Genomic DNA, 23,591 nt, shown 5'->3' on the forward strand with positions numbered 1-23,591 from the left:
GGGGATTATAGGCCCGTGGCATAATGGCGGGGTATGGGACGGATCCTCAGGGGCCTCGCGGGAGGAGGGGATTTGCGGGTGGTGGCCGCCGAGACCACGGACGTGGTGGAGGAGGCAAGGCGCCGCCACGGCCTCTCCCCCACGGCCACCGCCGCTTTGGGCCGGGCCATGACCGGGGCCCTCCTTTTGGCCCAGCTTCTCCTCAAGACCCCCAAGGAGCGCCTTACCCTGCGCCTGGAGGGTGCGGGGCCCCTGGGAGGGCTTGTGGTGGAGGCGGACGTCCTGGGCAGCGTGCGGGGCTACGTGAAAAACCCCCAGGCCGAGGTGCCCCTCCGCGAGGACGGGAAGCTGAACGTGGGGGCGCTCGTGGGGGCCGGGGTCTTGCGGGTGGACCGGAGCCTGCCCAACGGGGAGGTCTACACGAGCACCGTGCCCTTGGTCTCGGGGGAGATCGCCGAGGACCTGGCCCACTACCTGTGGCAGTCGGAGCAGGTCCCTTCCGCCGTCCTCCTCGGCGTGCGGGTCAAGGGGGAAGGGGAGGTGGAGGTGGCGGGGGGCGTGGCTGTCCAGGTTCTTCCCGGGGCCAAGGAGGAGGTCTTGGGCCGCCTCGAGGCGAACCTCCAGGCTCTCCCCGGGATCACCCCCCTCCTCCGGGAAAGGGGCCTCGAGGGGGCCTTGGAGGCCCTTCTTGCGGGCCTGGGCTTTGAGCGCACCGACCTTCGCGCCCTGGGCTACTCTCAGAACGAGATCCCCGCCCGCTTCCGCTGCCGCTGCAACCGGGAGAAGGCCCTGGAGGCCCTGGTCTTCTTCACCCCGGAGGAGAGGGAGGAGATGATCGTGAAGGAGGGAGGGGCGGAGGTGGTCTGCCACTGGTGCGGGGAGGTCTACCGCTTCTCCCCCGAGGAGATGCGCTCCCTGGTGGCCGAGGTGCGCTGCCCCGACTGCGGGGCGCTTTGGTTCTACCCCAAGGGGGACGGCACCCTGGCCCGCATAGAGGGGGATACCTGCCGCTGCGGCCGCAGGGTGGGGCTTCCTTCGGAAACCCGGCCCAAGGCCTGATAAGCTTAGGGCATGTTCAGGGCCATCCTCCTGGCCTACGACGGCTCGGAGCACGCGAGGCGGGCGGCGGAGGTGGCCAAAGCCGAGGCCGAGGCCCACGGGGCGAGGCTCATCGTGGTCCACGCCTACGACCCCGTGCCCGACTACCTGGGGGAGCCCTTCTTTGAGGAGGCCCTGAAGCGCCGCCTGGAGCGGGCGGAGAGGGTCTTGGCGGAGGCGGTGGCCCTCACCGGGGTGCCCCAGGAGAACGCCCTTCTCCTGGAGGGCCGCCCGGCGGAGGCCATCCTCGAGGCCGCCAGGGCGGAAAAGGCCGACCTCATCGTCATGGGCACCCGGGGCTTGGGGGCGGTGGGAAGCCTCTTCCTGGGAAGCCAAAGCCAGAAGGTGGTGGCCGAGGCGCCCTGTCCCGTGCTTCTCGTGCGCTAGGGGGGAAGGATGAACTACGAGACCCTGGCGGTGCTTGCGGGGCTACCTGAAGACCCCCACGGGGCGGTGGGGCTTCCCATCTACGCCGTGGCCGCCTACGGCTTCAAGACCCTGGAGGAGGGGCAGGAGCGCTTCGCCACCGGGGAGGGCTACGTCTACGCCCGGCAGAAAGACCCCACCGGCAGGGCCTTGGAAGAGAGGCTAAGCGCCTTGGAGGGGGCCCTCGAGGCCGTGGCCTTGGCCTCGGGGCAGGCGGCCACCTTCGCCGCCCTCCTCGCCCTCCTCCGCCAGGGGGACGAGGTGGTGGCGGCCAAGGGGCTCTTCGGCCAGACCATCGGGCTTTTCCACCAGGTCTTTGGCCTCATGGGGGTGAGGGTGCGCTACGTGGACCCCGAGCCCGACGGGGTGCGGGAGGCCCTCACCGAGAGGACCCGGGCGGTCTTCGTGGAGACGGTGGCCAACCCCGCCCTTCTCGTGCCCGACCTCGAGGCCCTGGCCGCCCTGGCCGAGGAGGAGGGGGTGGCCCTGGTGGTGGACAACACCTTCGGGGCGGCGGGGGCGCTTTGTAAGCCCCTCAGGTGGGGGGCCCACGTGGTGGTGGAAAGCCTCACCAAGTGGGCCTCGGGGCACGGCTCCGTGCTGGGCGGGGCGGTGCTCTCCCGGGAGACGGCCCTTTGGGGGCGCTTTCCCCAGTTCCTGGAGCCCGACCTCAAGGGGCAGGTTCCCTGGGAGGCCTTGGGGCCCCGCGCCTACCCGGAGCGGGTCCGCGCTCTGGGGCTTTCCCTGGGGGGGATGGCCCTTTCCCCCTTCAACGCCTACCTCCTCTTCCAGGGCCTGGAGACCGTGGCCCTGAGGGTGGCGCGGATGGGGGAGACCGCCCGCTTCCTGGCGGAGCGCCTAAGGGCCCACCCCAAGGTGAGGGCCCTCCGCTATCCCGGCCTCCCCGAGGACCCGGCGTACGCCCACGCGCAAAAGTACCTGGCCTCGGGAGGGCCCATGCTCACCCTGGACCTGGGAAGCCAGGAGGCGGCGAGCCGCTTCCTCGGGACCATCCGCCTCCTCAAGGCGCCGAACCTCGGGGATGCCCGCACCCTCCTCGTTCATCCCTGGACCACCACCCACAGCCGCCTCAAGGAGGAGGCCAGGCTCCAGGCCGGGGTAACCCCGGGGCTGGTGCGGGTTTCCGTGGGCCTAGAAGACCCTGAGGATCTGCTGGCCCTTTTCCTGGAGGCCTTGGGGGCGGTGTAGCCGGGGACTTGTGGAGATTTATGGCACATGTGTGTTTTATCGTGAAAATAGTCGCTAATAAACCCCCTGCGGCCCGTCCTCCCCGGGGAACCCCCGAGCCCTAGACGGAAGCCGAGCACCGGGCTACCCTGAGGTCCTGGGGGAGCGTTTCCCCATTCTGGAGGCGACGTCAATGCCCTCTACCATTGGTTGGCTGGCCCGGGAGTTCGGCCTTTCCCCGGATGCCCTTCGCTACTACGAAAGGCTTGGCCTCCTTGCCCCGGAGGGGCGGACGGAAGGGGGGTACCGCCTCTACGGGGATGAGGCCCGGCGCCGTCTCCGCTTCATCAAAGAGGCCCAGGCGGCGGGGCTAAGGCTCGAGGACATCGCCGAAATCCTCCAGGTCATGGAGGCGGGCAAGCCGCCCTGCCGCCATGTGCGGGAGGCCCTGGGGCGCCGCCTTGAGGAGGTGAGGCGGCGCCTTCGGGAGCTAGAGGCTTTGGAGGAGGCCCTGGCCCGCCGCCTGGCCTACGCCGAGGCCCACCCCGACCCCGCCTGCGACGGGGAGGACCACTGCGTGTATCTGGACCCCCTTGACCCTGGAGCCCGCTCCAGGGTCTAGCCTGGGGGCATGGAGAAGAACCGGTACCGCATCAAGGTCCCGGGGATCCACTGCGCAGGGTGCATCCGCGCCGTGGAAACGGCTTTGAGCCAGGTGGTGGGCGTGGAGAAGGTGCGGGTGGACTACCTCAGGAAGGAGGCCCACGTCCTGGGGGAGGCCTCCTTGGGGGACCTTCTCGCCGCCCTGGAGCGGGTGGGCTACCCGGGGGAGGCCCTATGAGCCACGATCTCCTCATCGTAGGCTCGGGCTCCGCCGGGGTGGCGGCGGCCCTGGAGGCCGCCGCCCTGGGGGCGAAAGCCGCCCTGGTGGAGGCGGGGGTTTTGGGGGGGACCTGCGTCAACGTGGGGTGCGTTCCCTCCAAGTACCTCCTCCGGGCGGCGGACGCCTTCCACCGGGCGGGCCACCCCGCCTTCCCCGGCCCCCGCACGGGGGCCCTCGGGGTGGACTGGCCCGCTCTCCTCTCGGGCAAGGAGGCCCTGATCTCGGCCCTCAGGAAGGAGAAGTACCAGGAGGTTCTGGAGGCGGCCGGGGTCCCCGTGCTCCGGGGGAGGGCCCGCTTCCTGGACGGGGAAAGGATGGAGGTGGAGGGGCGGGAGGTCCTGGCCGGGCGGTACCTCCTCGCCACCGGGGCGAGGCCCTTCCTTCCACCCATCCCCGGCCTCCAGGAGAGCGCCCCTTGGACCTACCTCGAGGCCCTCTCCGCCCCCGCCCTCCCCGAAAGCCTCCTGGTGGTGGGGGGAGGGCCCATCGGGCTTGAGCTCGCCCAGGCCTTCGCTAGGCTTGGGAGCCGGGTGGTGGTCCTCGAGGCCCTGCCCGAGATCCTGCCCCAGGAGGACCGGGAGCTTGCCCAGCTCCTTCGGGGCTACCTGGAGGAGGAGGGCATAGAGGTCCACACCGGGGTCCGGGTGGAGGCCGTGGCCCGGGAAGGGCGGTTCCAGGTCAAGACCGACCAGGGGGTTTTTGAGGCGGAGCGCCTCCTCGTGGCCACGGGGAGGAGGCCGGCCCTGGAGGGGCTCGGCCTGGAGCGGGCGGGCCTAGCGCGGGACGAGCGGGGCTTCCTTCGGCTGGACCCCAGCTTGCGCACCACCAATCCCCGGGTCTACGCCGCCGGGGATGCGGCGGGGCTTCCCCAGTTCGTTTACGTGGCCGCCCAGTCGGGCCGGGTGGCGGCGCGGAACGCCTTGGGGCTAAAGACGCCCCTGGACCTCGCCGCCTTCCCCCGGGTCACCTTCACCGACCCCGCCCTGGCGGCGGTGGGGCTTACGGAGGAGGAAGCTAGGGAACGGTACGGCGAGGGAGTGCGGGCGGCGGTCCTTCCCCTTTCCCAGGTGCCCAAGGCCCTCACCGCCCGCGACACCCGGGGGGGGTTCAAGATCGTGGTGGACGAAGAGGGCACGGTCCTCGGCCTCCACGTCCTGGCCCACGAGGCGGGGGACGTCATCCAGGAGGGCATCCTGGCGGTGAAGTACGGCCTCGGCTACCGGGACCTGATGGACGCCTTCCACCCTTACCTGACCCTGGCCGAGGGGATAAGGCTCGTGGCCCAGGCCCTGGACACCGATCCCAAAAAGCTTTCCTGCTGCGCCTGAGGGGGTGGGATGGTATTAGAAGGTGATGAGCTGGTACCCTTCCTCAAGAAGGCCCCGCAGGCTCGGATGGTCGCGGTACTCCGAGAGGAAGGGGAAGCCCCGGGCCTCGAGGGCCTCCTTGACCCCGAAGGCGCGGGCGCAGTAGGCGCAGGCCCCCAGGATCTCGTCTTTGACCGCGAGGAGCACCGCGTGGGCCTTGTGCGTGGGGTCGGAGAGGGCGGCGAGGCCCTGGGTCCCGGCCCCGTCAAAGAGGATCCGTACCTCGTCCCCGGCGCCTTTAAGCTCTTGGGCCAGCATCAGGGCGTTTACCAGGCGGCCCAAGCCCTCATGGGTTTCCGTTCCCGCCAGCACGATAACGGCGACCTTGTGCATCCTGGCCTCCTTCTGCCCCGCAGGGCAGAGCCTAGGTTATCGGGGGGAGCGGGTTCCAGGGTATAAACTCCTTTACAGGATGGCCTTCTGGCAACCTCGCGCCCTGCTTCGCCTCCTGGGCCGGGGTGCGCCGGCCTGGAAGGGGGTTTTTGTCGTGCCGGAGGCCCGCTTCCCGGAGGGGCTCTCCCCGGAGGAGCGCCAAGAGGTGGAGGCCATCTGCCCGCCCCGCAGGCTTTCCCGGGGTGAGGCCATCTTCCGCCAAGGGGATGAGGCGGCGAGCCTCTACATCCTGGTAGAGGGACGGGTACGGCTTCTCTTGGAAACCCCTAGAGGGGAGCGCACCCTGGCCCTCCTGGGCCCGGGGGACCTTTTCGGGGAGTCCTTTCTCACCGAGCGTTCCCGCCAGGGCGTGACCGCTGTGGTGCAAAGCCCGGAAGCGGTGGTCTGCCCCGTTTCCCGGGAGCAGTTCCTGGCCCTTTGCCGTGAGGTCCCAGAGGCGGCGTTGAGGCTTTGCGCGGTGCTGGCGGACCGGGTCACCCTCCTCTCGGAGGAGCTGGCCCAAAGCGCCCTGCCCGCCCCTGTGCGGATGGGACGCCTGCTTCTGTCTCTGGCTCGGCGTTTCGGTGAGGTCCAAGGGGAAGGCAGGGTGCGGCTGGACCTGGGCCTGACGCAAGAGGAGCTGGGCTCCCTCTGCGGGGTGACCCGGGTGAGCGCGGCCTACGCCCTTCGGCTATTTCGGATGGAGGGGGCCTTGGAACGGGACGGGGCCGGGTACTTGGTGTACCCGGCCCGGCTAGAGCGCCTTCTGGAGGGCCTGGAATCCTAGCGAATAGGGGTGCTGAACACGAAGTCCTGGGCCTTTACCTGGGCGTGGCAGGCGGCGCACATGGCCACCTTGCCTGCCACGTCTACCCGCCCGTCGGGGAAGTACTTGACCCAGAACCAGTCTCCTCCCTCGGGGTAGTAGCCCTCGGGCATCTTCACCATGGCGGTGATGGCGTCCAGCTTGCCGTCGGGCATGTGGTTGTCCTTGACCAGGACGGCGTTTACGGGATATTTCCCCGCCTTGGCCCGGATGGCGTCGTAGGCGATGTCGTTGACAAAGGTGCGCAGGAGGGCCCCGTGGGGCTCCGTCCCCTTGTAGAAGCCCATGGGCTTGCCCGGGACGTAGTGCCAGGACAGGCGGTAGTCCTGGCCGGAGAAGCCGGCGAGGAGCCGCCAGAGGCGCTGCGCCAGGTCCCCTTCTTGTTGGGCGAGGGCCAAGAGGCCGAGGGCCAGAAGGCCGCCAAGCAAGAACCGCTTCATTGCCTCACCTCCGCCTCTAAGGCTAGGCGGGAGGGAGGAAGGGGGGAGTAAAGCCCTTTACACCACCCACCTTCCCCGGCGCATGAGGGGCACGCGGGTCCCGTCCTCGTGGAGCCCGTCCACGTCCATTTCCTCCGAACCGATCATCCAGTCCACGTGGATAAGGCTTTCGTTCCCGCCCCGGCGCCGAAACTCCTCCCCCGAGGGGCGGCCCTCGAGGTTTTCCGCGTAGGCCTGGCCGAAGGCGATGTGGCTGGCGGCGTTCTCGTCAAAGAGGGTGTCAAAGAAGACGAGGCCCGTCTTGGCGATGGGGTTGTCCGCGGGCACCAGGGCCACCTCCCCGAGGCGCCTCGCCCCTTCGTCCGTGTCCAAAAGCCGCCTCAGCACCTCCTCGCCCTTCTCCGCCCGCACCTCCACGGCGAGGCCCCCCTCAAACCGGGCAAAGATCCCCTCCACCAGGGTGCCCCCCAGGGCCAGGGGGCGGCTTGCCCGCACCACCCCCTCCACCCTTTCCCGGTGGGGAGCGGTGAAGACCTCCTCCGTGGGCAGGTTGGGGTTGCAGAGGCGGCCTCCTTTCGTGGCGGTGGCCCCGCCCTGCCAGAGGTGCCCCTCGGCGAGGCCCACCACGAGGTCGGTTCCCGGCCCCTTGAAGTGGAGGGCGTGGAAGCGGCGCGCGTTCAGGTAGGCCACCTTCTCGTGGAGGGCGCGGTTGTGGGCCTCCCAGGCGGCGATGGGGTCCTCCTGGTCGGCCCGGGTGGCCTGGAAGATGGCCTCCCAGAGCCTCCTCACCGCCTCCTCCTCGGGGAGGCCCGGGAAGACCGCCCTCGCCCAGCCGGGGTGGGCGAAGGGGACGATGGTCCAGTTGGTGACGAACTCGGTGATGGCCTCGAGGGCGGGCTTGTAGGCGCGGGCGCCCGCCTCCTGGGCCCTTCCCACCCTTTCCGGGGGAAGCCCCTCTAAGGCCTTGGGGTCGTTGCCGGAGACGGCAAGCCTCGCCGCCCCTTCCCGATAGGCCTTGGCCATGCCCTCGTAGAGCCAGGCCGGGGCCTTTTCCAAGGCCTCCTCCGGCACCAGGGAGAGGCGCTTGCGGGCAAGCTCCTGGTCCCCGTAGATCACGGTGAAAAGGCCCGCCCCCTCCCGGTAGGCCTTCTCCGCCAAGAGGCGCACGAAGTCCACCGCCTCAATGGGGGCGGTGGCGATGACCTCCTGTCCCCTTTCCAGGTTGAGCCCCACCCGGATGGCGAGCTCGGCCAGCCTCTCTAGGCGCTTCTGAAAAGCGTCCACGCCCCCAAGTCTTTCCCTCCCTGGGGCTTTCGTCAAGGCCTCGGGCAGGAGCGGGGCCGGGCGAGGAGGAGGGCGAGGCCCGCGAGGAGGAGGAGGAAGGGGCGGTAGGCCTCGAGGGCCACCCCCAAGGCGGCCAGGGCCAGGGCGAGGAGGTAGCGGAGCATGCCCCCATCTTACTCTCCGGGACATTCCTCACCCGGGGAAGGGGATAGGGTAGGGTAGAGGTGAAGCCCATGCGCCCCATCACCGTGGACGGCAACGAGGCGGTGGCCCGGGTGGCCTACCGCCTTTCCGAGGTCATCGCCATCTACCCCATCACCCCCAGCAGCCCCATGGCCGAGCTTTCCGACGAGTGGGCGGCCCGGGGGGAGCCCAACCTCTTCGGCCTCTCCCCCAGGGTGGTGGAGATGCAGTCGGAAGGGGGGGCGGCCGGGGCCTTGCATGGCGCCCTGCAGGAAGGGACCCTGGCCACCACCTTCACCGCCAGCCAGGGCCTCCTCCTCATGATTCCCGACATGTACAAGATCGCCGGCCAGGCCCTTCCCGGGGTCATCCACGTGGCCGCCCGGGCCCTGGCCACCCATGCCCTCTCCATCTTCGGGGACCACCAGGACCTCTACGCCGTCCGCCCCACGGGGTGGGCCATCTTGGTCTCGGACTCGGTCCAGGCGGCCCAGGACCTGGCGGCCATCGCCCACTTCTCGGCCCTCGAGGCCAGCCTCCCCTTCCTCCACGCCATGGACGGCTTCCGCACCTCCCACGAGGTGCAGAAGATCCTGCCCCTTTCGGACCGGGAGCTCAAGGCCCTGTTCCCCTACGAGGCCCTGGAGGCCTTCCGCAGGCGGGCCCTCACCCCCGAGGCCCCGGTGATCCGGGGCACGGCGCAAAACCCCGACCACTACTTCCAAAACCGCGAGGCCATCAACCCCTACTACCTCAGGCTCCCCCAGGTGGTGCAAAAGGCCATGGACCGCTTTGCCCAGGTGACGGGCCGCCGCTACCGCCCTTACGAGTACCTGGGCCACCCCCAGGCGGAGCGGGTGGTGGTGGTGATGGGCTCGGCCTCCTGGAGCGTGGAGGAGGCGGTGGCCCACCTCCTCCGGCAGGGGGAGAAGGTGGGGATGGTGCGGGTGCGGCTTTACCGGCCCTTCCACGCCGAGGCGTTCCTCGAGGTCCTTCCCCCCACCCTGAAGAGGCTCGCCGTCTTGGACCGGGGGAAGGAGCCCGGGGCCGTGGGGGAGCCCCTCTTCCAGGAGGTGGCGGCGGCTTTGGCCCTTAAGGGGGGAGAGGTGCCCGTGGTGGTGGGAGGGCGGTACGGCCTCTCCTCCAAGGAGTTCACCCCCGCCATGGCCCTTGGGGTCTACGAGGAGCTCACGAAGGAGCGCCCTCGCCACGGCTTCACCGTGGGCATCGTGGACGACGTGACCGGCAAGAGCCTTTCCTACCCCGAGGTGGACTTTGAGGACCCGGACTCGGTGCGGGCGGTCTTCTTCGCCTTGGGCTCCGACGGCACCGTCTCCGCCAACAAGAACACCATCAAGATCATCGGAGAGGAGACCCCCCTCTACGCCCAGGGCTACTTCGTCTACGATTCCAAGAAGTCGGGCTCCCGCACCGTGAGCCACTTGCGCTTCGGCCCCAACCCCCTGAACAAGCCCTACCTCATCCGCAAGGCCAGCTTCGTAGGCATCCACCAGTGGGGATTCCTGGAACGCTTCCCCATGCTGGAGGTGGCCGAGGAGGGGGCCACGGTCCTCCTCAACAGCCCCTACCCCAAGGAGGAGGTCTGGGACCGCTTGCCGAAGCCCGTGCAGGAGGCCATCCTCCAGAAAAACCTCAAGGTCTACGTGGTGAACGCCTACGAGCTGGCCCGGAAAGTGGGTCTTCCGGGGCGCATCAACACCATCATGCAGGCGGCCTTCTTCAAGCTCTCCGGCGTCCTTCCCGAGGAGGAGGCCAAGGCCCGCATCAAGAAGGGCATCGAGAAGAGCTACGGCAAGCGGGGGCGCACCGTCTTGGAGCGGAACTTCCAGGCGGTGGACCTGGGCTTCCAAGCGGTGGAGGCCCTGCCCGTGCCTGGGCGGGTGACCTCCAGGGAGGGGCTCATCCCCCCCATGGTGGGGGACCCGCCCCCTTTCGTGCGGGAGGTGCTGGGCCCCATCGCCCTGGGCCTGGGGGATGCCCTGCCTGTTTCCGCCTTTCCCCCGGACGGCACCTACCCCACCGGCACGGCCCGGTACGAGAAGCGGGGGATCGCCGAGTTCGTGCCCACCTGGGACCCCGAGGTCTGCGTCCAGTGCGGGAAGTGCGTCCTGGTCTGCCCTCACGCCGTGATCCGGGCCAAGGTGGTGCAGGAGGAGGCCCTGCTTGGGGCGCCCGAGGGGTTCCCCCATCGCAAGGCCATGTGGAAGGAGCTTTCCGGGGAGTTCACCCTGGCCATCAGCCCCGACGACTGCACGGGGTGCTCCCTCTGCGTGGAGGCCTGCCCGGCCAAGGACAAGCGCAACCCCAGCCGCAAGGCCTTGAACCTGGCCCCTCGCCTCGAGGTCCGGGAGGCCATGAACGCCCACTGGGACTTCTTCCTCTCCCTCCCCGAAACCCCGAGGGCGGGCCTCAAGCTCCACGCGGTGAAGGACGTCCAGCTTCTCCCGCCCCTCTTTGAGTTTCCCGGGGCCTGCGCTGGGTGCGGGGAGACCCCTTACCTGCGCCTCCTCTCCCAGCTTTTCGGCGATCGCCTCATCGTGGCCAACGCCACTGGGTGCAGCTCCATCTACGGGGGAAACCTTCCCACTACCCCCTGGAGCAAAAACAAGGAGGGCCGGGGCCCTGCCTGGGCCAACTCCCTCTTTGAAGACAACGCCGAGTTTGGCCTCGGCATGCGCCTGGCCCTGGACAAGAAGGCGGAGTACGCCAGGAGGCTTCTTCCCGAGTTCCGGGAGGCTTTGGGAGAGGAACTTTTGGAACGGCTCCTCCAAGAGGTGGGCCCCGAGGAGGTGGAAAAGAGGCGGAAGGACGTGGCCCTCCTTCGGGAACGGCTTGCGGGCCTCGAGGACCCCCGGGCCAGGGACCTCTTGGCGGTGGCCGAGGCCCTCATCCCCCACTCCGTCTGGATCGTGGGTGGGGACGGCTGGGCCTACGATATCGGCTACGGGGGCCTGGACCACGTCTTGGCCAGCGGGGCCAACGTCAAGGTCCTGGTCCTGGACACCGAGGTCTACTCCAACACCGGCGGCCAGGCCTCCAAGGCCACGGGCTTGGGGGCGGTGGCCAAGTTCGCCATGGCGGGCAAGCCCACCCCCAAAAAGGACCTGGCCTTCATGGCCATGAGCTACGGCCACGTCTACGTGGCCCAGATCGCCATGGGGGCCAACGACGCCCACACGGTAAAGGCCTTCCTCGAGGCCGAGGCCCACAAGGGCCCTGCCCTCCTCATCGCCTACAGCCACTGCATCGCCCACGGCATCGATATGGCCAAGGGCATGGACCACCAGAAGCTGGCGGAGCGCACCGGTTACTGGCCCCTCTTCCGCTACCTGCCGGGGGAGGGCTTGAGGCTGGACTCCAAGCCCCCCACCCTGCCCCTCCGGGAGTACCTCTACGCCGAGAACCGCTACCGCCTCCTCCTGCAGACCCACCCCGAGGGGGCCGAGGCCTTCTTGCGCCTGGCCGAGGAGGCGGTGCGGGAGCGGTGGGAGCGGCTTTTGCGCCTGGCGGAGAAGGAAGCCTTGGCCTGAGGAGGTGACCATGGACCTGAGGACCACCTATCTGGGTTTAGAGCTGGCCCATCCCCTGGTGGCTTCCGCCTCCCCCTTCACGGAGAAGCTGGACGGCTTCCTCCGCCTGGAGGACGGGGGGGCGGCGGCCATCGTCATGCACTCCCTCTTTGAGGAGCAGGTGACCCTCGAGGAGGAGATGCTGGACCACTACCTCCACTACGGCCACGAAAGCTACGCCGAGGCCCTTTCCTACTTCCCCCGGGCCCACGAGTACCGCCTCACCCCGGAGCGCCACCTGGACCTCCTCGCCCGGGCCAAGGAGCGGGTCTCCGTCCCCATCATCGCCAGCCTCAACGGGGTGAGCCGGGGGGGGTGGGTGGAGTACGCCAGGCTCCTCCAGGAAGCCGGGGCCGACGCCCTGGAGCTCAACCTCTACTACATTCCCACCGACCCGGGTCTTTCCGGGGCCGAGGTGGAGGCCATGTACCTGGACACCATCCGGGCGGTGGTGGAAAGCGTGGAAATCCCCGTGGCGGTGAAGGTGGGCCACGCCTTCACCGCCTTCGCCCACTTCGCCAAGCGGGTGGAGGGGACCGGGGCCCGGGCCCTGGTGCTCTTCAACCGCTTCTACCAGCCGGACTTTGACCTGGAAACCCTCTCCGTGGTGCCTACCCTAAGCCTTTCCCGCCCCTACGAGGTCCTGCTCAGGCTCCACTGGGTGGCCCTGCTCTACGGCCGGGTGAACCTGGAACTGGCCCTCACGGGCGGGGTGCACTCGGGAAAGGAGGCGGCCAAGGCCCTCCTGGCGGGGGCCCAGGTGGCCATGATGACCTCCGCCGTCCTGGAAAAGGGCCCCCGCCACTTCCAGACCGTCCTTTCCGAGCTCAAGGCCTTCATGGAGGAGAAGGGCTACGAGAGCGTGGCCGAGATGCGGGGCGCCATGAGCTACGAGAGGGTGGCCGAGCCCGCCGCCTTGGAGCGGGCCAACTACCTCAAGGTGCTGGGTTCCTACCGTCTTCTTCCCTAAGGGCGTAAAAGCCCTTTCCCAGAGCCACCACCGGGCTTCGCGCCCACCTCGCCAGGGCGGAGAGCCGGATCTTGGCGATTTTCTCCGGCTCCTTCACCGCCTCCCAAAGCCCCATTTCCTTGAGGCGGCGGCCGATCTCGGTGTAGTGCAAAGGGCGGCCCTCAGCTTCTAGGAGGGCCACCACGGCTTTGCGGAAGCGGTCCGGCCTGGGCATGGCTTGGCTGCCAGTATACGCGTATAGTGGGGCCATGAGGAACCAGGAGCTCGCCCGGATCTTTGAGGAAATCGGGCTCATGAGCGAATTTCTGGGGGATAACCCCTTCCGGGTCCGGGCCTACTACCAGGCGGCCCGCACCCTCTACGACCTGGACACCCCCATAGAGGAGATGGCCAAAAGGGGCAAGGAGGCCCTTCTGGAGCTTCCCGGGGTGGGGGCGGACCTCGCGGACAAGATCCTAGAGTTCCTGAGCACGGGGAAGGTTAAGAAACACGAGGAGCTTTCCCAGAAGGTGCCCCGGGGGGTTCTTTCCGTCATGGAGGTCCCCGGCGTGGGCCCCAAGACCGCCCGTATGCTCTACGAGGCTCTGGGCATAGACTCCCTGGAGAAGCTCAAGGAGGCCCTGGACCGGGGGGACCTCACCCGGCTTAGGGGCTTCGGCCCTAAGAAGGCGGAAAGGATCCGGGAAGGCCTGGCCCTGGCCCAGGCGGCGGGGAAGCGGAGGCCCTTGGGGGCGGTGCTCTCCCTGGCGCGAAGCCTCCTCGAGGCCATAAGGGGGCTTCCCGGGGTGGAGCGAGCGGAGCTTTGCGGCTCGGCGAGGCGCTACAAGGACACCGTGGGGGACCTGGACTTCTTGGCGGTAGGCCCGGAAAGCGAGAGGGTAGTGGAGGGCTTCGTGCGCCTTCCCCAGGTGAAGGAGGTCTATGCGAGGGGGAAGGAAAGGGCCACGGTCTTCCTGAAAAACGGCCTCCAGGTGGACCTCAGGGTGGTCCCCCCGGAAAGCTTTGGCGCGGGCCTCCAGTACCTCACGGGGAGCAAGGCCCACTCCATCAAGCTCCGCGCCCTCGCCCAGGAAAAGGGCCTGAAGCTTTCCGAGTACGGGGTCTTCCGCGGGGAGGAGCGGCTTGCGGGGGAGACGGAGGAGGGGGTCTACGCCGCCTTGGGCCTTCCCTGGATCCCGCCCCCCCTCCGGGAGGACCAGGGGGAGATAGAAGCCGCCCTGGAAGGACGCCTGCCCAAACTGCTGGAGCTTTCCCAGGTCAAGGGGGACCTCCAGGTCCACTCCACCTATTCCGACGGGAAGAACTCCCTGGAGGAGCTCTGGGAGGCGGCCAAGGCCTTGGGCTACCGTTACCTGGCCGTCACCGACCACTCCCCGGCGGTGCGGGTGGCCGGGGGGCCTTCGCCGGAAGAAGCCCTGAGGCGTATAGAGGCCATCCGCCGCTTCAACGAGGCCCACGGGCCGCCCTACCTTCTGGCGGGGGCCGAGGTGGATATCCGTCCGGACGGCACCCTGGACTACCCGGACTGGGTCTTGCGGGAGCTGGACCTCGTTCTGGTCTCCATCCACTCCCAGTTCAAGCTCCCCAAGGCCCATCAGACCAAGCGCCTCCTCAAGGCCCTGGAGAACCCCTTCGTCCACGTCCTCGCCCACCCCACGGCAAGGCTTTTGGGCCGCCGCGCCCCCATTGAGGCCGACTGGGAGGCAGTCTTCAAGAAGGCCCTAGAGCGGAGGGTGGCCGTGGAGATCGACGGCTACTACGACCGCATGGACCTCCCCGACGACCTGGCCCGGATGGCCTACGGGATGGGGCTTTGGGTGAGCCTCTCCACCGACGCCCACCAGACCGACCACCTCCGCTTCATGGAGCTCGCCGTGGGCACGGCCCAAAGGGCCTGGATCGGCCCCGAGCGGGTGCTCAACACCCTGGACTACGAGGCGCTTTTGGCCTGGCTCAAAGCCCGGCGAGGCGCTTAGCCTCCTTCAGGACCTCCAGGAACATCTCCCGGGTGAGCCTCCCGGTTTGGGTGTTTTGCCGGGAAACGTGGTAGCTCGTGAGGAGGTGCCTTCCCCCGGGAAGGGGGTAGTGGGCCCCGTGGCGGAAGGGGTAGGCGCTTTTCCTCAGGCCGAAGTGGGCGAGGAGGGCCTCGAGGGCGATCCTCCCCAGGGCCACGTAGACCCGCACCTCGGGGAGGAGGCCGAGCTCCACCTCCGTCCAGCGGGCGCAGGTGCGGAGCTCCTCGGGGGTGGGCTTGTTCTTGGGCGGGGCGCAGCGCACCGCCGCGGTGAGGTAAACCCCGTAGAGCCTGAGGTCGTCCCCAGGGCGGCTTTCCGGCTTGCTGGAGAGGCCCGCCTCATGGAGCAGGGGGTAGAGGAAGGCCCCGGAGGCGTCCCCGGTGAAGGGGCGGCCCGTGCGGTTGGAGCCGTGGGCCCCGGGGGCGAGGCCGAAGAGGAGGATCTTGGCCTCGGGGTCGCCAAAGCCCGGAACCGGCCTCGCCCAGTAGGGCTCGCCCCGGAAGGCCCGCTTCCTCCCCACCACCTCCTCCCGCCAGGCCACGAGGCGGGGGCAGAGGCGGCAGGCGGTGAGGGCTTGGCGGAAGGCCTCGAGGTCCATCACAGGGGGATGTTGTCGTGCTTCTTCCTGGGCCTCTCCTCCTGCTTGTCCCAGAGCATCCTCAGGTGCTGGTAGAGGACGCGCCGGGTGTGGGTGGGGTCGATGACGTCGTCGATGTAGCCCCGCCCTGCCGCCACCCAGGGGTTGTCGAAGGCCCGGCGGTACTCCTCGATCTTCCTCCTCCGGGTCTCCTCGGGGCTGGGGGAGGACTGGATCTCCTTGCGGTAGATGATGTTCGCCGCCCCTTCCGCCCCCATCACCGCCACCGCCGCCGTGGGCCAGGCCAGGACCACGTCCGCCCCCATGTCCTTGGAGTTCATGGCGAGGTAGGCTCCCCCGTAGGCCTTGCGCACGATGAGGGTGATCTTGGGCACCATGGCCTCGGCGTAGGCGAAGAGCATCTTGGCCCCGTGGCGGATGATGCCCCCGTGCTCCTGGGCCACCCCGGGCAGGAAGCCGGTCACGTCCACCAGGGTGAGGAGGGGGATGTTGAAGGCGTCCATGGTGCGGATGAAGCGGGCCGCCTTGTCCGAGGCGTTGATGTCCAGGGCTCCGGCCATGAAGCGGGGGTTGTTGGCGATGACCCCCACGGGGTACCCCCCGAGCCGCCCCAGGCCCACGATGATGTTCCGGGCGTAGCGGGGCTGGATCTCCAGGAACTCCCCGTCGTCCAGGAGGGTGCGGATCACCTGGTGCATGTTGTAGGGCCTCTTGGCGTCGGGGTGGACGATCTCCAGAAGCTCCGGGGTGGGGCGGAAGGGGTCGTCCTTGGGCTCCAACACCGGGGGCTTTTCCCGGCTGTTTTGCGGCAGGTAGGAGAGGAGCTTCTTGACGAGGTCCAGGACCTCCTTGTCGTCCTTCCCCTCCAGGTGGGCCACGCCGCTTTTTTCCATGTGGACGTCGGCCCCCCCGAGCTCCTCAAAGGTCACCTCCTCCTTGGTGACGCTCTTGATCACCTCGGGCCCGGTGATGAACATGTAGCTCGTGCCCCGGCTCATGAGGACGAAGTCGGTCATGGCGGGGCTGTACACCGCCCCTCCGGCGCAGGGGCCCAGGATGGCGGAGATCTGGGGGACGACCCCGGAGTAGAGGGCGTTGCGGTAGAAGACCTCTCCGTAGCCCGAGAGGCTGTCCACCCCCTCTTGGATCCGGGCCCCGGCGGAGTCGTTCAGGCCCACGATGGGGGCCCCCACCTTGGCCGCGAGGTCCATGAGGCTGGCGATCTTGCGGCCGTGCATCTTGCCCAAGGAGCCTCCCAAGACGGTGAAGTCCTGGCTGAAGACGAAGACGGGCCTTCCCCCGAGGGTGCCGTAGCCCGTCACCACGCCGTCCGCGGGGGCCTCGAGGCCCTCCATGAGCCCGGTCTCCAGGTGCTCGGCGAAGGGCATGAGCTCCACAAAGCTTCCCGGGTCTAAGAGGTAGTCTATTCGCTCCCTCGCCGTGAGTTTGCCCTGCTGGTGCTGCTTCTTTATGCGCTCCTCGCCCCCTCCCAGGAGCACCTTCTTGCGCCTTTCCTCCAGCTCCGCCAAAAGCTCGTCCAGGATGAGACGGGCGTTGTCGGCCATAGGTGAGGGCATGATACAATGCCCTTGGGCCCAGAGGGAAGCCCGGGCCTTAAGAGAAAGGAGGTGTTCCATGAAAAGGTGGCTTTACGCCCTTATGGCCCTTGCGGTTCTGGTGCTCTTGGGCTGGGCGGGTTACCGGGCCTACGCCTCCTACCAAGGCCTGGCGGTCCGGGTGGCCCTTCTGGAGGCCAAGGTCCAGGCCCAAGAGGAAGCGTTGAAGGCGCTTTCCGATCGGCTTTCCCGGGTGGAGGGGGAGGTCTTCAAGGCCCCGAGCCCGCCCCTTTCCCTGCCCGAGGTGCCCCCGCCCCAGGGGGTCCCGGCCTGGCCCTATGCGGTGGGGCTTCTGGTGGTCCTGGTCCTCCTCTACCTGGTCTTCCGCTTGCTCCGGCAGGGGGGGCAGAGGCCGGGGAAGGGAGGGGAAGAAGCCGCTTCCCGGAGCCTCGAGGAGGCCCGGATGGAGGAGGAAGGCGGTCCGCCCCGGACCTGACCCGCGCTTCAACGGGGTGGCCCCGCCGAGGAATCTTCGGCGGGGCCAGATTCCCGGCGGGCCTTTTTGGCCGGGGCCCCCCAGCATGGGGTGGCATTAGTCCTTCAGCTTCTTGACGGCCTCAAGGAGGGCGGGCAGGACCTGGTGCACGTCCCCCACGATCCCGTAATCGGCGTGCTTGAAGATGGGGGCGTCGGGGTCCTTGTTCACGGCCACGATGTACTTGCTCTTGTTCATGCCCGCAAGGTGCTGCACGGCCCCGGAGACCCCTAGGGCGATGTAGAGGGAGGGCTGGACGGTCTTCCCGGTCTGGCCCACCTGCTCGGCGTAGGGGCGCCAGCCCGCGTCCACCACCGCCCGGGTGGCCCCCACGGCCCCCCCGAGGAGGGCGGCGAGCTCCTCCACCTTCTGGAAGGCCTCGGCGCTTCCCATGCCCCGGCCCCCCGTGACCACCACGTCCGCCTCGGTGAGGGAGACGCCCTTCTTCTCCTCCTGGAGGCGCTCCAGTACCTCCACCGTGGGGACCTGGGGCACGCTTAGGGCCACCACCTCGGCCTCCCCCGATAAGGGCTCGGCCAGGGGCGTGGTGTTGGGCTTCACCGTGAGGACCACGGGGAGGGGTGCCTTCACCTTTTGCGTCACCCGGTTCAGGTAGGCGTAGCGGGCGGCGTGGACCTCACTGCCTTCCCCGTGGGACTCGAGGGTGTCCTCCAAAAGCCCCGCCTTCAGGGCGTAGGCCACCCGGCCCAGATAGGCCCGGCTCTGCCTCGAGGAGGGGGCCACCACCGCCTTCGCCCCCACGGCCTCGGCGGCCTTGAGCACCCCCGCCGCCCACTTCTCGGCGGTGTAGGGGCCTAGGGTGGCGGTGTAGAGGGTCTCCACGTACCTCTGGGCTTCCTCCAGGGGGGCCTTCTCCTCGGCGAGGAGGACCCCGGCCACCTTCCCCCCGAGGGCCTCCGCCAGGGCCCGGGCCCGGGTGAGGGCCTCGAGGCTTCCCTTCTTGAGCCGGTTTCCGTCGTGGTCCAAGACAACGAGCACCATAGGTACCTCCTAGATGACCTTGGCCTCCTCGTGGAGGAGCCGCACCAGCTCTTCGGCCGCCGCCACGGGGTCCTTGCCGTCCAGGATCTTGCCGAGCCTGGACTTCTCCTGGATCTCCTCGGAGAGGAGGACCACCTTGGGGGTAAGGCTAGCCTGGACCTTCCGGACCTCCTTCTTCTTGGCCTTCATGATCCCGGGCAGGGTGGGGTAGCGGGGCTCGTTCAGGCCCTGCTGCGTGGTGAAGACGGCGGGAAGCCTGACCCTGACCCACTCCGCCCCCTCGTCCAGGTCGTGCTTGGCCTTGGCGGTGTCCCCTTCCAGCTCCAAGGCGGTGGTCCAGGCCACCACCGGCACCCCTAGGGCCTCGGCCAGGGCACCCCCAAGGGCTTGGCTGTCCCAGTCCGCCTGCTGCCCCCCGGTGAGGACCAGGGTGGGGGCCTCCTCCTTCAGCACCTCCGCCAGGGCCTCGGCCACGGCCACGGGGTCGGCAAAGCCCTCGTAGACCACGTGCACCCCCCGGTCCATCCCCATGGCCAAGGCGGTGCGGATGGCCTCCTCGGTGCGCTCGGGGCCGAACCCCACCACCACCGCCTCCCCGCCGTGCTTCTCCTTGAGGCGGATGGCCTCCTCCACCGCGTACTCGTCCATCTGGTCCAGGATCATCGTGGCCCCGGAGAGGTCCACGCGGTTCCCCTGGATCCGGAGCCTGCTCTCGCCGTCAGGTACCTGTCGGATGACCGCCACGAACTTCATCCCTCACCTCCTCACTCCGCCAGGATGTGCCTGGCGATGATGAGCCTCTGGATCTCGTTGGTCCCCTCGTAGATCTGGTTGAGCTTCACGTCCCTGAGGAGCTTTTCCACGGGGAACTCCCGCACGTAACCGTAGCCGCCGTGGATCTGGATGGCCTGGTTGGCCGCCTCAAAGGCGATCTCCGAGGCGTAGGCCTTGGCGATGGCGCTGGCGTGGGCGTGGGGAAGGCCTTGGTCCGCGAGCCAGGCGGCGTAGTAGGTGTACATGCGGGCGGTCTCAATCCCGATCATCATGTCCGCCAGCTTGAACTGGATGGCCTGGAAGCCCGCGATCTTCTGCCCGAAGGCCTCCCTCTCCAGGGCATACTTCCTGGCCTCGTCCAAGGCCCGCCTCGCCACCCCCACGCTGCCCGCGGCCACGGGGATGCGGGTCTTGTTCAGGGTCTGCATGGCGATTTTGAAGCCTTCCCCCTCCTCGCCCAGGCGGTTTTCCACGGGCACCTTCACCTCCTCAAAGACGAGCTCGTAGGTGCCGCTGGCCCTCTGGCCCATCTTCCCGTGGATCTTGACGGCCTTGAAGCCGGGGGTGCCCTTCTCCACCACCAGGGCCACCACCCCCTTGTGGCGGAGCTCGGGGTTCACCGTGGCGAAGACCACCACCCACTCCGCCTCCCCGCCGTTACTGATCCACATCTTGGTCCCGTTCAGGACGTAGTGGTCGCCCTGGCGAATGGCCCTGGTCTTCAAGGCGGCGGCGTCGGAGCCGTTTCCGGGCTCGCTTAAGGCGAAGGCGGCGAGGGCGGGCTTCTCGGTGAGGGGCCTCAGGAAGCGCTCCTTCTGCTCCTCCGTCCCCGCGAGGAGCACCGGGGTGATGCCTAAGTCGCTCGCCATGGGGATGGTGTAGATGCCCATGCAGGCGTAGGCCAGCTCCTCCCCCACGATGACCTCGTCCAGCGTCTTGAGCCCCATCCCCCCGTACTCCTCCGGGACGATGGCGTTCAGGAGGCCCACTTCATGAAGCCTTTCTATGACGGGCCAGGGAACCTCCTCCTTCTCGTCGTACTCCCGGGCCACGGGGAGGATGACCTCCCTGGCGAAGCGCCGGGCCAGGGCCTGAAGCTGCCTTTGCTCCTCCGTGAGGCTGAAGTCTATGGGCATCCCGGACCTCCTTACCGCCGGGGGCTTCCCCTTTGACCGAGTCTAAGATTTTTGGAAGCCCCTGGCAACCCCGGCCCCATGCTACCATTGGGGCAAGATGCGGCTTGTGGGGCAGATGGAGGTCCTGGCCCGCTTCCAGCGGGCGCTTCTAAAGGACCTCGAGCCCACCCAGATCCTCCGGAACCTCCTGGAGGTGGCCACGGAGGAGGGGGTGGAGCGGGCGGCCCTCTTCCTCTACCACCCCGAAAGGCGGGAGCTCGTGGGGGAGGTGGCCTCGGGAAGGGGGCGGCACTACACGGTCTCGGCCATCGCCCTGCCCCTTTACCAAAAGGGCCCGGTGCAGGAGGCCTTCTTCGCCGAGGGGCCCTTGAGGCGCAAGGAGGAGTGGCTTCTGCCGGTGGTGGGGGAGGAGGCCTCCTTCTGTTGGGCCGACCCCGAGGGGCGGTGCACGGAGCGCCCCCGGGCCACCCGGGAAAGCCGCCCCTTGGTCTGCCCCTCCTGCCCCCGCTTCGCCGCCAGAGGGGTCCTGACCCTGGAGGGCGTTCCCCCTCCCCTGGCGCCCCTCCTCCCCCTCCTGGCCCAGCTCACCGCCTTGGCCCTGAAAAACGGGGAGCTCTTCGCCCAAAGGAACGAGGCCCTGCAAAGGCTTTCCCGGCACGTGGAGGCCCTGGCCCACGTGAGCGCCCTTACCCGCGAGGTGGCCCGGGCCCTGGACCCCAACGCCGTGCTGGAGACCCTGGCCCGGGCCTTGGCGGAGCGCTTGGGCTTTTACCGCGTCACCGTGGCCTTGGTGCGGGGGGAGAGGCTCCTTGGCCACCTCACCGTGAAGGGGAAGGAGGTCTTCTGGACCGAGGGGAAAAGCGGCCTCCACCTGGCCCTGGCCTCCTCCCCTGACCCCATGGCCCGGGCGGCCCGGGAGCGGCGGAGCCTCCTGGTACCCAGGGAGGCCCTTCCCCCCGGGGTGGCCCAGGGGATGGGGCCCAAGGTGGCCTTCGTGCCCGTGGTGGCCGAGGAGACCGTCCTCGGGGTGTTGGCCGTGGACCACGGGCCCGGCGGCCCTGCGGTTTCCGAGGAGGAGGTGCGGTACCTGGAGCTTTTGGCGGGAGCGGCGGGGGTGGCCTTCCGCAACGCCGAGCTTTACCGTGAGAGGACGCGCCTTTCCCTGGCCCTGGCCGCCGAGAGAACCCGGCTTTCCCAGGTGCTGGAGGAGCTTCCCGACGGGGTGGTGGTCCTCTTCGGGGAGCGGGGCTTCGCCAACGGCCGGGCCCGGGAGGCCTTGGGCTTAGGGGTAGAGGTAGCCTTGGAGGACCTTCCCGCCGCCTTGGCCCCCGCTTTGGAAGGGGGCAGGCTGGAGCTCACCTTGGGCGGGACCACCTACAGCGTGCGGGGACGGCAGGTGGGGGAGGCCAGGATCCTGGTCCTCCACGACATCACCGAGCGCACCCGCATGGAAAGGGCCCTAAGGGACCAGGTGGCCTTCACCCAGGCCCTGGTGGACGTGGCCCAGGCGGCGCTGCGCCAGCGGGGCCTACCGGCTTTGGGCCGGGCCATCGTGGAGCGGCTCATGGCCCTCTTCGCCGCCCAGGAGGGCGTGCTCCTTGCGGAAAGCGGGGGAAAGGTGGAGGTGCTCCACAGCACCTGCTCCCTTCCCGAGGAGCTTCCCCGGCCCAACCTCCTGGAACGGGCCCTGGAGGAGGGGGGGCCCTTGGGCGTGGAGGCCCTGACGCCCCTAGACTGCGCCCTGGCGGGGGCCCTGGGCCTGGAAAGCGCCCTGGTGGTGCCCTTCCGCGCCGAGGGGTTTAGGGGCGCCCTCCTCCTGGGTTACCGGAAAGGGCGGCGCTTTTCCGAGAGGCTCCTTTCCCGCCTGGGGCAGGTGGCCACCCTTCTGGCTTTGGTCCTGGAGAAAGGGCGGTTTTTGGCCCTTTTGGAGGCGGAGGAGGACCGCCTCAAGGCCCTTCTGGAGAACTCCCAGGACGTGGTCTACGTGCTGGACCAGGAAGGAAGGGTCCGCTTCGTCAGCCCTAGCGTCCGGGGCCTCTTGGGCTACGAGCCCGAAGGGCACAAGGAGGCCCCGGTGCACGCCCTGGACTTCATCCACCCGGAGGACCGGCCCAAGGCCGAGGCCTTGCTTAGGGAGCTCCTTTCCCGGCCGGGCCACACCCTCACCGGGGAGTTTAGGGTCCTCCACAAAGACGGCACCCCCATCCCCATGGAGGCCTGGGGGCGGAACCTCCTCCAGGACCCCAGGGTGGGGGGGGTGGTGGTGGACCTCCGGGACCTCAGGCCCAGGCTCGAGGCCGACCGGGTCAAGGGGGAGTTCATCGCCGCCGTCTCCCACGAGCTCCGCACCCCCTTGGCGGTGATCATGGGCCTGGCGGAGCTCCTTAAGGAGGAGCCCCTCTCCCCTTCGGCCCAGGAGTCGGTGGACCTCATCCTGGAAAGCGCCTTCCGGCTCAAGACCATGGTGGACAACCTCCTGGACACCAGCCGCCTCGAGGCGGGCCGCTTTGAGATCTCCAAGCGCCCGGTGTCCCTGAAGCCCCTCCTCATGGACCTGGCCCGGAGCTTCCAGGGGGTGGCCCGGCTTTCCGGGGTGGCGTTCCAGGTGGAGGTGGAGGAGGCCCTGCTGGAGGCGGACCCCGAGCGCCTGGTGCAGGTGGTGGGGAACCTGCTCTCCAACGCCTTTAAGTTCACCCCTCCCGGGGGAAGGGTGGGCCTAAGGGCGAAGCGGCTCGGGGAAAACCTGGTCCTGGAGGTCCAGGACACCGGCCCCGGGATCTCCCAGGAGGAGCTTCCCAGGCTCTTCCAGCGCTACGCCCGGGCCAATAACGCCCGCACCCGGGGGGTCTTTGGCACCGGGCTTGGCCTTTTCATCTCCAAGCACATCGTGGAGGCCCACGGGGGACGGATAGAGGTGGAGAGCGAGGTAGGGAAGGGAAGCCTCTTCCGGGTTATCCTACCCCTATATGGCCCGCATCCTTCTGGTTGAGGACGAGCCCCTGGTGGCCCACATGGTGCGCCGCCTCCTGGAGCGGGCCGGCCACCAGGTGGACTGGGCCCCTTCGGGCCAAAAGGCCTTGGAGCGCTTCGGGGAGGGGTACGACCTCTTGATCTGCGATCTGGTGATGCCTGGCGTGCCGGGCCTCGAGGTGATCCGCCGGGTCCGGGCCAAAAGCCCCATCCCCATCCTGGCCCTTTCCGCCAGCGTCTCGGCCCGAAGCCAGGAGGAGGCCTTGGAGGCCGGGGCCCAGGCCTTCTTGGGCAAGCCCTTCGAGGCCCAGGCCCTTCTCGCCCAGGTGGAAAGGCTTGTGCAGGGTTAGCCCCATCCCCTATAGTGGGAGGCCAAAG

The 23,591-nt window shown here is 68.8% G+C and carries 23 protein-coding genes; 13 read left to right on the plus strand and 10 right to left on the minus strand.

Annotated elements, in window-relative coordinates; translation table 11 throughout:
- The first annotated feature begins 33 nt into the window (after nucleotides 1-33).
- The 6 genes from hslO (at nucleotide 34) to merA (ending at nucleotide 4,923) form a co-directional block, all read left to right on the plus strand.
- The gene (hslO, locus tag ACY5J6_RS05610) at nucleotides 34-1,059 is read left to right on the plus strand and encodes an Hsp33 family molecular chaperone HslO (protein WP_462846380.1); all 1,026 of its coding nucleotides are present in this window, start codon (nucleotides 34-36) and stop codon (nucleotides 1,057-1,059) included.
- Between the two features lie 12 nt (nucleotides 1,060-1,071).
- A complete protein-coding gene (locus tag ACY5J6_RS05615; protein ID WP_462846381.1) occupies nucleotides 1,072-1,485 on the plus strand; it encodes a universal stress protein in 414 nt (137 codons plus the stop codon).
- Between the two features lie 9 nt (nucleotides 1,486-1,494).
- On the plus strand, nucleotides 1,495-2,733 hold the full coding sequence (locus tag ACY5J6_RS05620; RefSeq protein ID WP_462846382.1) for an aminotransferase class I/II-fold pyridoxal phosphate-dependent enzyme: 1,239 nt from the start codon (nucleotides 1,495-1,497) through the stop codon (nucleotides 2,731-2,733).
- A gap of 172 nt (nucleotides 2,734-2,905) precedes the next feature.
- Nucleotides 2,906-3,334 carry a MerR family transcriptional regulator gene (locus ACY5J6_RS05625; protein WP_462846383.1) on the plus strand — a complete coding sequence of 143 codons (429 nt, stop codon included), beginning with the start codon at nucleotides 2,906-2,908 and terminating at the stop codon, nucleotides 3,332-3,334.
- Nucleotides 3,335-3,343: 9 nt separating this feature from the next.
- Nucleotides 3,344-3,553: a heavy-metal-associated domain-containing protein gene (locus ACY5J6_RS05630; protein ID WP_462846384.1), complete on the plus strand. Its 210-nt coding sequence runs from the start codon at nucleotides 3,344-3,346 to the stop codon at nucleotides 3,551-3,553.
- Entirely contained in the window at nucleotides 3,550-4,923 is a 1,374-nt protein-coding gene (gene merA / locus ACY5J6_RS05635; protein ID WP_462846385.1) for a mercury(II) reductase, read from the plus strand. The genes ACY5J6_RS05630 and merA overlap by 4 nt, the downstream gene beginning before the upstream one ends.
- 15 nt (nucleotides 4,924-4,938) lie before the next feature.
- Here the strand turns inward: merA and ACY5J6_RS05640 are convergent, their stop codons facing one another.
- On the minus strand, nucleotides 4,939-5,295 hold the full coding sequence (locus ACY5J6_RS05640) for a DsrE family protein (protein ID WP_462846386.1): 357 nt from the start codon (nucleotides 5,293-5,295) through the stop codon (nucleotides 4,939-4,941).
- Nucleotides 5,296-5,374: 79 nt separating this feature from the next.
- Between ACY5J6_RS05640 and ACY5J6_RS05645 the strand changes: the two genes are divergently transcribed.
- Nucleotides 5,375-6,121: a Crp/Fnr family transcriptional regulator gene (locus ACY5J6_RS05645; protein WP_462846387.1), complete on the plus strand. Its 747-nt coding sequence runs from the start codon at nucleotides 5,375-5,377 to the stop codon at nucleotides 6,119-6,121.
- Here ACY5J6_RS05645 and ACY5J6_RS05650 read toward each other — a convergent pair.
- From ACY5J6_RS05650 to ACY5J6_RS05660, 3 genes are read right to left on the minus strand one after another with little or no spacing between them, the layout of a single operon-like run.
- Nucleotides 6,118-6,600 (minus strand): cytochrome P460 family protein, encoded by a 483-nt coding sequence (locus tag ACY5J6_RS05650; RefSeq protein WP_462840289.1) that lies wholly within the window; start codon nucleotides 6,598-6,600, stop codon nucleotides 6,118-6,120. The two genes, ACY5J6_RS05645 and ACY5J6_RS05650, sit on opposite strands and share 4 nt — an antisense overlap.
- Before the next feature lie 57 nt (nucleotides 6,601-6,657).
- On the minus strand, nucleotides 6,658-7,884 hold the full coding sequence (locus ACY5J6_RS05655; protein WP_462846388.1) for an aminopeptidase: 1,227 nt from the start codon (nucleotides 7,882-7,884) through the stop codon (nucleotides 6,658-6,660).
- Nucleotides 7,885-7,916: 32 nt separating this feature from the next.
- A complete protein-coding gene (locus ACY5J6_RS05660) occupies nucleotides 7,917-8,048 on the minus strand; it encodes a hypothetical protein (protein ID WP_018112347.1) in 132 nt (43 codons plus the stop codon).
- A 69-nt stretch (nucleotides 8,049-8,117) separates the two neighbouring features.
- Here ACY5J6_RS05660 and nifJ point away from each other — a divergent pair, with 69 nt between their 5' ends.
- Nucleotides 8,118-11,618 carry a pyruvate:ferredoxin (flavodoxin) oxidoreductase gene (gene nifJ, locus ACY5J6_RS05665; RefSeq protein WP_462846389.1) on the plus strand — a complete coding sequence of 1,167 codons (3,501 nt, stop codon included), beginning with the start codon at nucleotides 8,118-8,120 and terminating at the stop codon, nucleotides 11,616-11,618.
- Nucleotides 11,619-11,628: 10 nt separating this feature from the next.
- On the plus strand, nucleotides 11,629-12,627 hold the full coding sequence (locus tag ACY5J6_RS05670) for a dihydroorotate dehydrogenase-like protein (protein WP_462846390.1): 999 nt from the start codon (nucleotides 11,629-11,631) through the stop codon (nucleotides 12,625-12,627).
- Here the strand turns inward: ACY5J6_RS05670 and ACY5J6_RS05675 are convergent.
- The gene (locus tag ACY5J6_RS05675) at nucleotides 12,593-12,841 is read right to left on the minus strand and encodes a hypothetical protein (RefSeq protein ID WP_462846391.1); all 249 of its coding nucleotides are present in this window, start codon (nucleotides 12,839-12,841) and stop codon (nucleotides 12,593-12,595) included. The genes ACY5J6_RS05670 and ACY5J6_RS05675 overlap by 35 nt on opposite strands.
- A 34-nt stretch (nucleotides 12,842-12,875) precedes the next feature.
- Here ACY5J6_RS05675 and polX point away from each other — a divergent pair, with 34 nt between their 5' ends.
- Nucleotides 12,876-14,603: a DNA polymerase/3'-5' exonuclease PolX gene (gene polX, locus ACY5J6_RS05680; RefSeq protein WP_462846392.1), complete on the plus strand. Its 1,728-nt coding sequence runs from the start codon at nucleotides 12,876-12,878 to the stop codon at nucleotides 14,601-14,603.
- Here the strand turns inward: polX and ACY5J6_RS05685 are convergent.
- A complete protein-coding gene (locus ACY5J6_RS05685) occupies nucleotides 14,581-15,240 on the minus strand; it encodes a type-5 uracil-DNA glycosylase (RefSeq protein ID WP_462846501.1) in 660 nt (219 codons plus the stop codon). The genes polX and ACY5J6_RS05685 overlap by 23 nt on opposite strands.
- Entirely contained in the window at nucleotides 15,240-16,805 is a 1,566-nt protein-coding gene (locus ACY5J6_RS05690; protein ID WP_462846393.1) for an acyl-CoA carboxylase subunit beta, read from the minus strand. Before ACY5J6_RS05690 ends, ACY5J6_RS05685 begins: the two co-directional genes overlap by 1 nt.
- 70 nt (nucleotides 16,806-16,875) lie before the next feature.
- Between ACY5J6_RS05690 and ACY5J6_RS05695 the strand changes: the two genes are divergently transcribed.
- Complete coding sequence (locus ACY5J6_RS05695) at nucleotides 16,876-17,292, plus strand: hypothetical protein (RefSeq protein ID WP_462846394.1); 417 nt, start codon at nucleotides 16,876-16,878, stop codon at nucleotides 17,290-17,292.
- 96 nt (nucleotides 17,293-17,388) lie between these two features.
- On the opposite strand, the gene ACY5J6_RS05700 is transcribed toward ACY5J6_RS05695, so the two are convergent.
- Genes ACY5J6_RS05700 through ACY5J6_RS05710 form a run of 3 tightly spaced genes read right to left on the minus strand, consistent with a single transcriptional unit; the run spans nucleotide 17,389 to nucleotide 20,243 of the window.
- Nucleotides 17,389-18,333, minus strand: coding sequence for an electron transfer flavoprotein subunit alpha/FixB family protein (locus ACY5J6_RS05700; protein ID WP_462846395.1), 945 nt, complete (start codon nucleotides 18,331-18,333; stop codon nucleotides 17,389-17,391).
- Nucleotides 18,334-18,342: 9 nt separating this feature from the next.
- On the minus strand, nucleotides 18,343-19,086 hold the full coding sequence (locus tag ACY5J6_RS05705; RefSeq protein WP_462846396.1) for an electron transfer flavoprotein subunit beta/FixA family protein: 744 nt from the start codon (nucleotides 19,084-19,086) through the stop codon (nucleotides 18,343-18,345).
- An 11-nt stretch (nucleotides 19,087-19,097) separates the two neighbouring features.
- A complete protein-coding gene (locus ACY5J6_RS05710) occupies nucleotides 19,098-20,243 on the minus strand; it encodes an acyl-CoA dehydrogenase family protein (protein WP_462846397.1) in 1,146 nt (381 codons plus the stop codon).
- A gap of 97 nt (nucleotides 20,244-20,340) precedes the next feature.
- Between ACY5J6_RS05710 and ACY5J6_RS05715 the strand changes: the two genes are divergently transcribed.
- Complete coding sequence (locus ACY5J6_RS05715) at nucleotides 20,341-23,232, plus strand: ATP-binding protein (protein WP_462846398.1); 2,892 nt, start codon at nucleotides 20,341-20,343, stop codon at nucleotides 23,230-23,232.
- The gene (locus ACY5J6_RS05720; protein WP_054638493.1) at nucleotides 23,210-23,563 is read left to right on the plus strand and encodes a response regulator; all 354 of its coding nucleotides are present in this window, start codon (nucleotides 23,210-23,212) and stop codon (nucleotides 23,561-23,563) included. The genes ACY5J6_RS05715 and ACY5J6_RS05720 overlap by 23 nt, the downstream gene beginning before the upstream one ends.
- Nucleotides 23,564-23,591 lie beyond the last annotated feature (28 nt).

Source organism: Thermus sp. H19.2, assembly GCF_054979525.1.